The sequence below is a fragment of the Streptomyces sindenensis genome, assembly GCF_014649035.1.
Taxonomy (GTDB): Bacteria; Actinomycetota; Actinomycetes; order Streptomycetales; family Streptomycetaceae; genus Streptomyces; species Streptomyces sindenensis.
The window spans coordinates 82,146-94,340 of the sequence record NZ_BMSG01000008.1; the positions used below are offsets into that span (position 1 = coordinate 82,146).

Annotated in this window: 9 protein-coding genes; 5 read left to right on the forward strand and 4 right to left on the reverse strand. The window is 73.6% G+C overall.

The window, feature by feature from the left end; translation table 11 throughout:
• The first annotated feature begins 105 nt into the window (after positions 1-105).
• Positions 106-2,397 (forward strand): glycogen debranching protein GlgX, encoded by a 2,292-nt coding sequence (gene glgX, locus IE145_RS12185; RefSeq protein WP_189520944.1) that lies wholly within the window; start codon positions 106-108, stop codon positions 2,395-2,397.
• A 15-nt stretch (positions 2,398-2,412) separates the two neighbouring features.
• Here glgX and IE145_RS12190 read toward each other — a convergent pair whose 3' ends face one another.
• The 4 genes from IE145_RS12190 to IE145_RS12205 form a co-directional block, all read right to left on the reverse strand.
• Positions 2,413-3,066 carry a response regulator gene (locus IE145_RS12190; RefSeq protein ID WP_189520945.1) on the reverse strand — a complete coding sequence of 218 codons (654 nt, stop codon included), beginning with the start codon at positions 3,064-3,066 and terminating at the stop codon, positions 2,413-2,415.
• A gap of 91 nt (positions 3,067-3,157) precedes the next feature.
• Positions 3,158-4,447 carry a sensor histidine kinase gene (locus IE145_RS12195; RefSeq protein ID WP_189520946.1) on the reverse strand — a complete coding sequence of 430 codons (1,290 nt, stop codon included), beginning with the start codon at positions 4,445-4,447 and terminating at the stop codon, positions 3,158-3,160.
• A gap of 14 nt (positions 4,448-4,461) precedes the next feature.
• Positions 4,462-5,262 carry an ABC transporter permease gene (locus IE145_RS12200; protein ID WP_189520947.1) on the reverse strand — a complete coding sequence of 267 codons (801 nt, stop codon included), beginning with the start codon at positions 5,260-5,262 and terminating at the stop codon, positions 4,462-4,464.
• A gap of 1 nt (position 5,263) precedes the next feature.
• Positions 5,264-6,181 (reverse strand): ABC transporter ATP-binding protein, encoded by a 918-nt coding sequence (locus tag IE145_RS12205; protein ID WP_189520948.1) that lies wholly within the window; start codon positions 6,179-6,181, stop codon positions 5,264-5,266.
• 186 nt (positions 6,182-6,367) lie between these two features.
• Between IE145_RS12205 and IE145_RS12210 the strand changes: the two genes are divergently transcribed.
• From IE145_RS12210 to IE145_RS12225, 4 genes are all read left to right on the forward strand, one after another.
• Positions 6,368-8,233, forward strand: a complete 1,866-nt coding sequence (locus IE145_RS12210) for an ABC transporter ATP-binding protein (RefSeq protein ID WP_189520949.1) — start codon at positions 6,368-6,370, stop codon at positions 8,231-8,233.
• Complete coding sequence (locus IE145_RS12215) at positions 8,230-10,113, forward strand: ABC transporter ATP-binding protein (RefSeq protein ID WP_189520950.1); 1,884 nt, start codon at positions 8,230-8,232, stop codon at positions 10,111-10,113. Before IE145_RS12210 ends, IE145_RS12215 begins: the two co-directional genes overlap by 4 nt.
• A 73-nt stretch (positions 10,114-10,186) precedes the next feature.
• Positions 10,187-11,551, forward strand: a complete 1,365-nt coding sequence (locus IE145_RS12220; protein WP_229825527.1) for a diacylglycerol/lipid kinase family protein — start codon at positions 10,187-10,189, stop codon at positions 11,549-11,551.
• The gene (locus tag IE145_RS12225; RefSeq protein WP_189520952.1) at positions 11,548-12,192 is read left to right on the forward strand and encodes a phosphatase PAP2 family protein; all 645 of its coding nucleotides are present in this window, start codon (positions 11,548-11,550) and stop codon (positions 12,190-12,192) included. Before IE145_RS12220 ends, IE145_RS12225 begins: the two co-directional genes overlap by 4 nt.
• Positions 12,193-12,195 lie beyond the last annotated feature (3 nt).

Below are 12,195 nucleotides of genomic sequence, written 5' to 3' on the forward strand. Positions count from 1 at the left end.
CACGGTGGGCAGAACAGAGGGGAGGGCTGTCCGGAGGGCGCCGCGGCCGGGACGCCGCGCGCCCCCTCGCAGGTGCCCGTCCCACGAGCCGCGGGAGGCTACACGGTGTCGAGCGCAGCCGAGCAGGAGGCAGTACAGGATTCCGAGCGGGAGGCGGTGCGGGAGGCGGGGACGGTGGCCGCCGTCCGGGCGGAGATCGTGGAGGTGCGGCGCGCCGGACACGCCGAGGCCCAACGAGCCGCCGCCCCGGCCCCCGCCGTGTGGCCCGGGGCCCCGATGCCGCTGGGGGCCCGCTTCCGGGTCGGGCCGGACGGGGTGGCGGGGACGAACTTCGCGCTGTGGGCGGGCGGGGCCGAGGCGGTCGAGCTGTGCCTGTTCGACGAGCGGGGCGTCGAGACGCGCTGCCCGCTGACCGAGCTGACCCATGAGATCTGGCACGGCTTCGTCCCCGGCGTACGGCCCGGTCAGCGCTACGGCTACCGGGTGCACGGCCGCTGGGACCCGTGGACGGGGGCCCGCTGGAACGCGGCGAAGCTGCTGCTCGACCCGTACGCCCGTGCGGTCGACGGGACCTTCAGCCTGCCGCCCGAGGTGTACGGGCACGTCCGGGACTGGCCGGACCAGCATGTCGCCGACACCGTGCGCGACGACCGGGACTCGGCCCCGTACGTCCCCAAGGGGGTGGTCGTCCACGATGACGACGACTGGGTGGAGGACCGGCGGCCCAAGACCCCGTGGGCCGACTCCGTCATCTACGAGCTGCACGTACGCGGCTTCACCAAGCTGCACCCGGACATCCCGCGCGAGCTGCGCGGCACGTACGCCGGTCTCGCGCACCCGGCGGCGATCGGGCACCTCACCCGGCTCGGGGTGACCGCCGTCGAACTGCTGCCGGTGCACCAGTTCGCCCACGAGGACCATCTGCTGCGGCGCGGGCTGCGCAACCACTGGGGCTACAACTCCATCGGCTACTTCGCCCCGCACGCCGACTACTCCTCCTCCGGCACCGCCGGCCAGCAGGTCGGCGAGTTCAAGCGGATGGTGCGCGCGCTGCACGACGCCGGGATCGAGGTGATCCTCGACGTCGTCTACAACCACACCGCGGAGGCGGGCGAGCTGGGGCCGATGCTGTCGCTGCGCGGCATCGACAACCGCGGCTACTACCGGCTGGAGGGCGACCCGCGCCGCTACGCCGACTACACCGGCTGCGGAAACACCCTGCACGTGGTCCAGCCCCAGGTGCTGCGGCTCATCACCGACTCGCTGCGCTACTGGGTCACCGAGATGGGCGTCGACGGCTTCCGCTTCGACCTGGCGGCGGCGCTGGCCCGCTCGATGCACGACGTCGACATGCTCTCCCCGTTCCTCGCGGTGATCGCCCAGGACCCGGTGCTGCGCCGGGTGAAGCTGATCGCCGAGCCGTGGGACGTCGGCAACGGCGGCTACCAGGTCGGGGCGTTCCCTCCCCTGTGGACCGAGTGGAACGACCGCTACCGCGACGCCGTGCGCGACTTCTGGCGCGGCGCGCTCCCCGACGTACGGGATCTCGGCTACCGGCTGACCGGCTCCAGCGATCTGTACGCCTGGGGCGGGCGCCGCCCGTACGCCTCGGTCAACTTCGTCACCGCGCACGACGGCTTCACCCTGCGCGACCTGGTCTCCTACGAGCACAAGCGCAACGAGGCGAACGGGGAGGGCAACCGGGACGGGACGAACGACAACCGGGCGTGGAACTGCGGGGCCGAGGGCGAGAGCGACGATCCGGGCATCAACGCGCTGCGCCGCCGCCAGCTCCGCAATCTGCTGACCACGCTGCTGCTCTCCACCGGGGTGCCGATGCTGGTGGCGGGCGACGAGATGGGCCGCACCCAGGGCGGGAACAACAACGCCTACTGCCAGGACAACGAGACCGGGTGGGTCGACTGGTCGCTGCTGGACCAGCCGCAGTGGCGGGAGCTGGCCGCGCTGACGGCCCGGGTGCTGACGCTGCGCCGGACCCACCCGGTGCTGCGCCGCCGCGCGTTCTTCTCCGGCCGGGCGCAGGCCCCGGACGGGCTGCGGGATCTGGCGTGGTTCGCCCGGGACGGCCGGGAGATGACGGAGGGCGACTGGTACGCGCCCGCCGCCACGCTCGGGCTCTACCTCTCCGGTCGGGACATCCCCGGTCGGGACGCCCGGGGCGAGCCGGTGTCCGACGACAGCTTCCTGGCCGTCCTGCACGCGGGCGCGGAGCCGACGTCCTTCGCCCTGCCGGGGGCGCCGTGGGCAGACGCGTACGAACTGGTCCTGGACACCTCGCGGGAGGAGCAGGCCGAGGCTCCGGGCACGCTGCTGGACGGCGGTTCGGAGCTGACGGTGCCGGCCCGGTCGGTGCTGCTGCTGCGGGTGGTGGAGTAGCGGGGGCGGGGCGGGTCAGCCGAGGATGCCCCGGTCGTAGCCGATGGCGACGGCCGCGGCCCGGTCCTTGGCGCCCAGCTTGGCGAAGACATGGGTGAGATGGGTCTTCACGGTCGCCTCGCTGATGAAGAGTTCGGCGGCGATCTCCCGGTTGGTGGTGCCCCGCGCCACCAGGACCAGCACCTCCCGCTCGCGGGCCGACAGGGAGGTCGCGGCGGGGTCGGGGGCGGGGGTGCGGACCCGGGTCATCAGCCGGGAGGCGACGGCGGGCGACAGGACGCTGCGTCCGTCGGCGGCGGCCCGGACGGCGGCGAACAGTTCCTCGCGCGGGGCGTCCTTGAGGAGGTAGCCGGTCGCGCCCGCCTCGATCGCGGGGAGGGTGTCGGAGTCGGTGTCGTACGTGGTCAGCACCAGGACCTTCGAGCGGGCGCCGCGCCGGGTCAGCTCCGCGATGGCCGCCACGCCCCCGCCGCCGGGCATCCGCAGGTCCATCAGGACGACGTCGGGGTCGAGTTCCGCGACGACGGCGAGCGCGTCCACGCCGTTGGCCGCCTCGCCGAGCACCTCGAAGCCGGGGGCGGCGGTGAACATGCCGCGCAGGCCGTCCCGCACGACCGGGTGGTCGTCGACGACGACGAGGCTGACGTTGCGGGCGGGGGTGTCGGTCATGATCGCACCGTACGGGGGGTCACGGGCCTCTGACCAGGGACTGGGGCGGGGCCGCTCACGCGGGCCCGGTCGGGTTGCCCCACAGGGCCGTTCACGGGTGTCTGACCAGCGGGACCCTGGCCGATACCGCCGTGCCGCCGCCCGGTTCCGACTCGACCTCGACCGCGCCCGCGATGCGCTCGGCGCGGGCGCGCATGCCGCCGAGGCCGAACCCACCGGTGCGGCTCGCCGGTGCGGCGGTTTCCGGATCGAAGCCGCGGCCGTCGTCCCGTACGTCCAGGGTCAGTTCGTCGTCCATGAACGACAGCGTCACCCCGACCCGGGAGGCCCCGGCGTGCCGGCCGGTGTTCGCCAGCGCCTCGCCCGCGATGCGCAGCAGGGTGGCGGCGATTTCGTCGTGGACCGGCTCGACGGTGCCGGTGACGGTGAAGTCGGCGCGGACGCGGTGCCGTTCGGCCCATTCGGTGACCGTCTTCTTCAGCGCCCCGGCCAGTTCGTCGTGCTCCAGCGCGGAGGGGGCCAGGTTGTGCACGGAGCGGCGGGCCTCGCCGAGGCTGTGGCGGGCGAGCGCGGCGGCGCGGTCCAGGTGGACGCGGGCGGTCTCCGGGTCGCGGTCGGTGAGGGAGGTGACGACCTGGAGCTGGGCGATGATCCCGGTGAGGCCCTGGGCGAGGGTGTCGTGGATCTCGGCGGCGAGCCGGCGCCGCTCGTCGTCGACCCCGGCCTCGCGTGCCTGGACCAGGAGCTGGGCGTGCAGGGCCGCGTTCTCGGCCATGGCCTGCTCCAGCCGGAGGTTGGTGCGCTCCAGCTCGGCGATGGTCTCGGCCTGGATACGCGCCTTCTCGTCCTCGCGCATCCCGACGTGCCAGAAGAAGAGGGCGAGGGCGGCGTTGACGACGTAGAGCACGCAGAAGGCGACCCAGTTCATCAGGGAGGCGGGCGGCAGGCCGCCGCTCTGCGAACCGGCCAGGGTGACGGCGGTGGTGAGCAGGCCGGCGCGGGTGAAGCGCCTGGGCAGCAGGGGGTCGACGTCGAAGTAGCTGAGCGCCGCGTAGATCGCGAAGAACGGGTTGAGCCAGGACAGCGCGAAGGCGAGGGCGGTCCTGGCGGTGTAGTAGGCCACCCCGGCCGGGGCGCCCGGAACGGTACGCGGGCGGGCACGGCCCCACCAGATCTGGAGCCCGTACGCCGCCGCCACCAGGGCCCCGGCCGCGTACATCTCGGTGCGGGTCATGATCAGGTCGGCGGCGACACCCCCGACCAGGGCGGACAGCGTGAGGACGGCGTAGGGGCCGTACCGGTGGAACTGCTCCCAGCGGTGCTCGATCGTGCGGGGCCCCGTCGCACCCGAGGGGTACGAGGAGCGGGGCGGCAACGTCATGTCCGGAGTCTCCGTCACTGCCACCGGAAGAGTCGAGCGGCCGCGACGCCCAGGACAACGGTCCACAGGGCGAGGATCCCCAGGTGGATCCAGCCCGGCCAGCTCCCGGACGCGGCCTGCCCCAGCGCCTGGGAGGCGGCCCCGAACGGGGTGATCTGGACGATGCGGCGCAGGGCGTCGGGCATCGCCTGGACGGGCAGCCACACCCCGGCGCTGAACATCATCACGAGGTAGGCACCCGTGCCGAACGCGGTGGCCGCCTTCGCCGTTCGGGACACGGCGCAGATCATGGAGCCCAGGGTCAGCGCGGCGGAGACGGCGAGCAGCAGCGCCAGCAGGTAGCCGGGGAGCTGTTCGGGCAGCGCGACTCCGTAGGCGGTCCGGCCGACGGCGGTGACGAGGAACGCGGAGAGGAGGCAGCCCGCTCCGTGCAGCAGGATCTGGGCGAAGAGCAGGGCGGAGGCCCGCACCGGGGTGGCGGACATCCGGCGCAGGATGCCGCGCTCGCGGTAGGCGGTGAGGACCGGCGGCATCGCCTGGACGGCCGCCGTGATCATGGCGAGCAGGATCGAGATGGGAACGTACAGGTCGATGACGCGCCGTCCGCCGAGGTCGTCCTGCGCCTCCTTGAAGGCGGGGACGAAGCCGAGGATCACCAGGAGGACGGAGGGGAAGACGAAGATCCAGAACAGGTTGCCCGGTTCGCGGAGGAAGAGCCGGGTCTCGGCGATCAGGACGGCGGCCGCGGGGCCGCGTCGCCGGGCGACGCGGGGCTCGGGGGCGGCGGCCGGTGCGGTGGTGGTCTCGGTCTCCATGTCAGATGTCCTCTCCGGTGAGGTCGAGGAAGGCTTCGTCGAGGCTGGTTCCGGTGATGCGCAGCCGCTGGGCGGTGACGCCGAGTCCGGCGAGCAGGGCGACGAACGGGGTGACCGTCTCGTCGGTGCCGTGCAGCGTGAGCACCCCCTCGCGGTCGGGCGGGTGCACGGTGGCGACGCCGGGAAGCGCGGTGAGCCGGGTGAGGTCGGGGCCGGTCAGTGCCCGGGAGGGGACGAAGGAGATGACCGTGGAGCCGGTGGCCCGCCGGATGAGCCCGGCCGGGGTGTCCAGGGCGGCCACCTTGCCGCGGTCGATGACGGCGATCCGGTCGCAGAGCCGCTGGGCCTCCTCCATGAAGTGGGTGACGAGCAGGACGGTCACCCCGCTGTCGCGGACCTCCTCGATGAGCTTCCAGGTGTCGCGGCGGGCGCGCGGGTCGAGGCCGGTGGTCAGCTCGTCGAGCACGACGACCTTCGGGTCGCCGATCAGGGCGAGGGCGATGAACAGGCGTTGCTTCTGGCCACCGGAGAGCTTCGCGAAGCGGGTGGCGAGCCGGTCGGACAGGCCGAGCCGGTCGGCGAGCGGCCGCCAGTCGACGGGGGCCGGGTAGAGGGCGGCATAGAGCTCCAGGGCCTCCCGTACGGTCAGTTTCGCCTGGAGCTCGCTCTCCTGGAGCTGGGCGCCGAGCAGCCGGGTCACCCGGTCGTGGTCGGCGACGGGGTCGAGCCCGGCGACCCTGACCGTGCCCGCGTCGGGGATCCGCAGGCCCTCCACGCATTCGACGGTGGTGGTCTTGCCCGCCCCGTTGGGGCCGAGGATGCCGAAGATCTCGCCCTCGTCGACGGAGAACGAGACGCCGTCGACCACGTGGCGGCCCGCGTACGTCTTGCGCACCTCGTTGACTTCGATGATGGCCATGCCCTCAGGGTTCCGGCGGGCGGGCCGGGCCGGTATCCGCCGTCACGCTCGACGTCGTGTCAGCCGATCGGTTGAGGGAGGAGTACGACCGGGTACGACCGGACCGGTCGAGGGGGGGTGAGCGAGCGGCGGGCGGCCGGAAAAGGGGAGGCCCGATGTCAGTGGTGAAACGTAAAGTCGGCCCTGATGCCCAAAATGCCTGCAGAGCGCACGGACCGGTCCGCCGTGCGCTCCCTCCTGCGCCTGTGGCCCTATGTCCGACCCGTGCGGGTGCGCCTGTTCACGGCCGCCTTCGTGGCGATCCTGGCGTCCTGCCTGAGCCTGGTGATCCCGCTGGTCCTGAAGTGGATGGTGGACGGCCCGGTCGCCGACCGCGATCCGGGCGGGGTGTGGCTGGGGGCGCTGTATCTGCTGCTGCTCGGTATCGCGGAGGCGCTGCTGTTCGGGTTCCGGCGGTGGCTGGTGGCGCGTCCGCTGGCCGGGGTCGAGGCGTCGATGCGGGCGGATCTCTTCCGCCATCTGCAACGGCTGCCGGTCGCGTTCCACGACCGCTGGGCCTCGGGCCAGCTGCTGTCGCGCGGGACGACGGACCTGATGCTGCTGCGGATGTTCCTGGCGTTCCCGCTGACGTTCCTGGTCGTCAACACGGCGACGATCCTCGTCGGGTTCGTCCTTCTGTTCGCCCAGGACTGGACGCTCGGTCTGGTGCTGCTGGCGCCCGCGGTGCCGCTGATCATCCTGTGCTCGCTGTTCGAGACGAAGTACTCGGTGGTCGCGCGCCGGGCCCAGGACCAGGTCGGCGATCTCACGACGGTCGTCGAGGAGAGCGTGCTGGGCATCCGCATCGTCAAGGGTTTCGGCCGCCACCGCAGCCAGGCGCGGGCGTTCAGGGCGCTGTCGCACCGGCTGCGCGACACGGAGCTGGGCAAGGCCCGGCTGCTCGCCGGGATCTGGGCGCTGATCACCGCCATCCCGGAGCTGGCGATCGGCGCGGCGCTGGTGCTCGGCACGATCCAGGTGGCGGACGGGACGCTGTCGGCGGGCACGCTGGTGGCGTTCCTGTCGACGGCGCTCGCGCTGCGCTGGCCGGTGGAGTCGATCGGCTTCCTGCTGGCCATGAGCCAGGAGTCGGCGACCGCCACCGACCGGTACTTCGAGGTGATGGACGTGGCGGAGGAGCGGGGCGCCGTCGCCGTACGCGAGGGGGCTCCGGCCACCGCCCCGGGGATGGTGTTCGAGGACGTCGCGTTCCGTTATCCGGACGCGGACCCGGACTCCCCGCCCGTCCTGTCCGGGATCGATCTGCACATCCGGCCCGGTGAGACGCTGGCCCTCGTCGGGGGCACGGGGTCGGGCAAGACGACGCTGACGGCGCTGGTGCCCCGGCTGCACGAGGTGACCGGCGGGCGGATCACGCTGGACGGCGAGGACATCGCCACGATGGAGCGCTCGCGGCTGCGGGAGCTGGTGTCGGTGGCGTTCGAGGAGCCGACGCTGTTCTCCGCGACGGTCGGTGAGAACGTGACGATGGGCGCGGCGGACGCGGACGAGGCGCAGGTGCGCCGGGCGCTGTCGGTGGCCCAGGCGGACTTCGTGCACGAGCTGCCGCGCGGGCTGGACACGGAGGTCGGCGAGCAGGGCCTGAGCCTCTCCGGCGGTCAGCGCCAGCGGCTGGCGCTGGCGCGTGCGGTGGTCGGTGAGCCGCGCTTCCTGGTGCTGGACGATCCGCTGTCCGCGCTGGACGTGCACACGGAGACGCTGGTGGAGGCCGCGCTGCGGGAGGTCCTGGCGCGGACGACGGCGGTGGTCGTGGCGCACCGCCCGTCGACGGTGATGCTGGCGGACCGGGTGGCGCTGCTGTCCGGGGGCCGGATCGCCGCGGTCGGCACGCATCAGGAGCTGCTGCGCGACAACGCGGAGTACGCCTGGCTGATGTCGGGCGCGGAGCCGGGTCCCGTGCCCGGACGGAAGACCCCCGCGGCGGCGCCGAGCGCCCCCGCCGAGAAGGTTCCCGCCGAGCAGAACCCCGCCGAGGAGGGCAGTGCCCGATGACGACGACCACCGACGACGCCGCGCTTCCCGCGGCCGAGGACGACGGACTGCGGAAGAAGGGGCCGGCCACGCCCGAACCCCGGTCCTCCGGCGACCCGTTCGACCAGGACGACCTGCCCGCCCCGCCCGGGGCGACCCTGGCGCTGCTGTTCTCGCTGCTGGCCCCGATGCGCGGCCGGGTGGCGATCGCGGCCCTGCTGCTGGTGGTGCAGCAGGTGGCGATGCAGGCGGGCCCGCTGCTCGTGGCGTACGCGATCGACAGCGGGGTTCCGGCGTTCCGGGACCACGACTACGGGCCGCTGGTCGCGGTCGCCGTCGGCTACGCGCTCTGCTCGGTCGGCGCGGGCGTCCTCCAGTACGGATTCATCCGGGCCGCCGCACGGATCAACCAGGACGTGCTGCTGGAGCTGCGCGGCAGGATCTTCCGGCACGCGCAGGCGCTCAGCATCGACTTCCACGAGCGCTACACCTCGGGCCGGCTGATCTCGCGCTCGACGACCGACGTGGAGTCGCTGCGGGAGCTGCTGAGCGAGGGGCTCCAGGAACTGATCGGGGTGGTCCTCTCGTTCGTGTCGATCGCCCTGGTGCTGCTCTGGCTGGACCTGGGGATCGGCGCGATCGCCACGCTCTCCTTCGTACCGCTGTATCTGATGGTCCGGATGTACCGGCGGCGGGCGTCCGTCGCGTTCACGGCGCGGTCCACGGCGATCGCGGCGGTGATCGTGAAGTTCGCGGAGACGATGAACGGGATCCGCCCGGTCCAGGCGTTCCGCCGGGAGCGGAGCAACGACGCCGCCTTCACGGAGCTGAACACCCGCCACGAGCGGTCGAACGGCGACGCGATCCTGGAGATGGCCCGCTATGTCGTCGGCTCCCGGCTGATCGCCAACACGGCGGTGGCCGGGATGGTGCTGTGGGGCGCCTACCGGGTGGCGGAGGGCACGCTGGCGCTCGGGGTGCTGGCGGCGGCGGTGCTGTATCTGCGCCGGCTGTACGACCCGATCGACCGGCTGGGGATGTTCCTCAACTCGTACGAGTCGGCGGCGGCTTCCCTGACGAAGATCGCCGGGCTGCTGGCCCAGACGCCGAACGTCCCGGAGACCGACCACCCCACCGAACTGCCGCCGCGCTCGGGCGATCTCCCGGGCCGGGAGGTCGTGTTCGACGGGGTGCGGTTCGCCTACCGTACGGGCGGCGAGGTGCTGCCCGCCTTCGACCTGCGTATCCCGGCGGGCCGGACGGTCGCGGTCGTCGGCTCCACGGGCGCGGGCAAGTCGACGCTGGCCAAGCTGCTGGCCCGCTTCTACGACCCGACCGAGGGCCGGGTCCTGCTGGACGGCACGGACCTGCGCGACCTGTCCACCGCCGAGCTGCGCCGGGGCGTGGTGATGGTGACGCAGGAGGCGTTCCTGTTCTCCGGGACGGTCGCGGAGAACATCGCGATCGGCCGCCCGGACGCCACCCGCGAGGAGATCGAGCACGCGGCGAAGGCGATCGGCGCGCACGACTTCATCGCCGCGCTCCCGGACGGCTACGACACCGACGTACGCAAGCGGGGCGGCCGGATCTCGGCGGGCCAGCGCCAGTTGGTGGCCTTCGCCCGCGCCCTGCTGGCGAATCCGTCGGTGCTGATCCTGGACGAGGCGACCAGCTCCCTGGACATCCCCGGCGAGCGCGCGGTGCAACGGGCCATGGACACGGTGCTGCACGGCCGTACGGCGGTGGTGATCGCCCACCGGCTCTCGACCGTGGAGATCGCGGACCGGGTGCTGGTGATGGAGCACGGCCGGATCGTGGAGGACGGCGCGCCCGCGGAACTGATCGGCGGGACGGGCCGGTTCGCGGGGCTGCACCGGACGTGGCGGGACAGCCTGAGCTGAGGGGGGCGACGGCGTCCAGGATCCGCGGTCGCCGGGTCCGGACGCGCTGTCGTCGCGTCCGGCCCGGCCCCGGATGCCGGGCCGGGCGGCATCGCCGAGAATCGGACCGGAGGTGGTAAGGGTGACCGGTCGTCGGCCCTCGCGCGGAGCCGCGCGGTTCCTGGCCCGGTGCGCGCTGGTGGCGCTCGCGGCCGTGGTCGCGGTGCTGTGCCTGGCGCTCGTCGACGTCGGGGCTCTGGTCTTCGTCGCCGGGATCGCGGGGCTCGTGCTGTCCGCCGTCGGCCTGTGGTGGCTGCTCTCCCTGCGCGGGCTGCCCCGCCTGCTCGGCGCACTGCTCGCGGTCGCCGCGCCGGTCGCGGTGCTCGTCTACTACATCTGGCGGGGCGTCTGGGTCTGGGCGCTGCTCGCCCTGGCGCTGTACGGCCTGGCCCTGGTCTGCGGGCGGGCGGCGATGCGCGCGCACGGCAAGGCGTATGTGGTGCGCGGCAGCGCCGGAAGGCAGCCGCGGCAGCCCTTCGTCATCATGAATCCGCGCTCCGGGGGCGGGAAGGTCGGCCGCTTCGGGCTCGTGGAGAAGGCCGAACGGCTCGGTGTGCGGGTGCACGTACTCGATGCCGAGGGCGGTGGTCCCGATGTGGAGGAGCTGGCGCGCGAGGCCGCCGCGAACGGTGCCGACCTGCTCGGCGTGGCCGGCGGTGACGGTACCCAGGCGAAGGTCGCGGGGGTCGCGGCCGAGCACGGGCTGCCCTTCCTGGTGATCTCGGCGGGCACGCGCAACCACTTCGCCATGGACCTCGGCCTCGACCGCACCGACCCGGCCCGCTGCCTGGACGCGCTGACCGACGGCGAGGAACTCCGCGTCGACCTGGGCATGGTGAACGGGCTGCCCTTCGTCAACACCGTGTCCTTCGGGGCGTACGCGGATATCGTGCAGCGGCCCGAGTACCGCGACGCGAAGGCGGGGACCGCGCTCGCACTGCTGCCCGACCTGCTCGGGGCGGAGGGCAGGCGCCTCGACGCGGTCGCCGGGGAGAAGCCGCTCACCGAACAGCAGGCCGTTCTCGTCACCAACAACCCCTATGCCGCGCCCGATCCGCTCTCCACGGGCCTGCGTCCGCGCCTGGACCGCGGCAAGCTCGGGGTGATCGCCGTGCGCGTGGAGAGCGCGGCCCAGGCCGCCGACCTCGCCGTGCGGGGCGAACGCGCACAGGGCGTCGTCTTCGCGACGGTGCGCGGAGTCGAGGTGACAGCCCCGGACGACGTGATTCCGGTCGCGGTGGACGGAGAGGCGCTGATGCTGCCCACCCCGGTCGTCTGCACGGTGCGCCACCGGGTCCTGCGCGTCCTGGTCCCCCGCACCCGGCCGGGCACGGTGGCGCCGGCTTCACCGCTGAACTGGCGCTGGATCACGGCGCTGGCCCTCGGGCGGGCGCGATGAGGGCGGCGGACGGACACAGCACCGCCGGTGTTCCCGACGCCGGGACGGGCGGGGTGCGCCGGGCGGGGACCGCGGGGGCGGTCGTCGCCGCCGCGCTGCGCGACCTGCGCGCCGTCGACGGTGCGGTGTACGCGGCGGTGGCCGGCACGCCCACACCCACGCTGGACGCGGCGCTGCGGCGGCTGTCGCGGGCGGCCGACCACTCCAAGCTCTCGCTGGGGATCGCCGCCGGGCTCGCCGTCTTCCCCGGACGGCCCCGGCGGGCGGCCTGTGCGGGGCTCGGCGCGGTCGCCGTGGCCTCCGTGTCCGCGAACCTGCTAGCCAAACGCCTGGTCCGCCGACGGCGCCCCGACCGGGAGGCGGCCCGGGTCACGGTCGCACGCCAGGTCCCCATGCCCGCTTCCGCCTCCTTCCCGTCCGGCCACACCGCCTCGGCCGTCGCGTTCGCCGTAGGAGTCGGCGCCGTCCTGCCGGAGGCCCTGCTGCCGCTCTGGAGCCTGGCGAGCGCCGTCGCCTACTCCCGCGTCCATACCGGCGTCCACTACCCCGGCGACGTGACCGCGGGCGCGGCCCTCGGCATCGCAAGCGCGGCCGCGGCAGGCCGGCTGCGCAGGGGGCTGCGCCGGGGAGGACCCCGCTGACAG

What these genes read in the sequence shown, in the direction of transcription:
- IE145_RS12190 (WP_189520945.1), bottom strand. Translation starts at nt 3,066, where the DNA reads ATGACCGACACCCCCGCCCGCAACGTCAGCCTCGTCGTCGTCGACGAC.
- IE145_RS12195 (WP_189520946.1), bottom strand. Translation starts at nt 4,447, where the DNA reads ATGACGTTGCCGCCCCGCTCCTCGTACCCCTCGGGTGCGACGGGGCCC.
- IE145_RS12200 (WP_189520947.1), bottom strand. Translation starts at nt 5,262, where the DNA reads ATGGAGACCGAGACCACCACCGCACCGGCCGCCGCCCCCGAGCCCCGC.
- IE145_RS12205 (WP_189520948.1), bottom strand. Translation starts at nt 6,181, where the DNA reads ATGGCCATCATCGAAGTCAACGAGGTGCGCAAGACGTACGCGGGCCGC.
- IE145_RS12210 (WP_189520949.1), top strand. Translation starts at nt 6,368, where the DNA reads ATGCCCAAAATGCCTGCAGAGCGCACGGACCGGTCCGCCGTGCGCTCC.
- IE145_RS12215 (WP_189520950.1), top strand. Translation starts at nt 8,230, where the DNA reads ATGACGACGACCACCGACGACGCCGCGCTTCCCGCGGCCGAGGACGAC.
- IE145_RS12220 (WP_229825527.1), top strand. Translation starts at nt 10,187, where the DNA reads ATGCCGGGCCGGGCGGCATCGCCGAGAATCGGACCGGAGGTGGTAAGG.
- IE145_RS12225 (WP_189520952.1), top strand. Translation starts at nt 11,548, where the DNA reads ATGAGGGCGGCGGACGGACACAGCACCGCCGGTGTTCCCGACGCCGGG.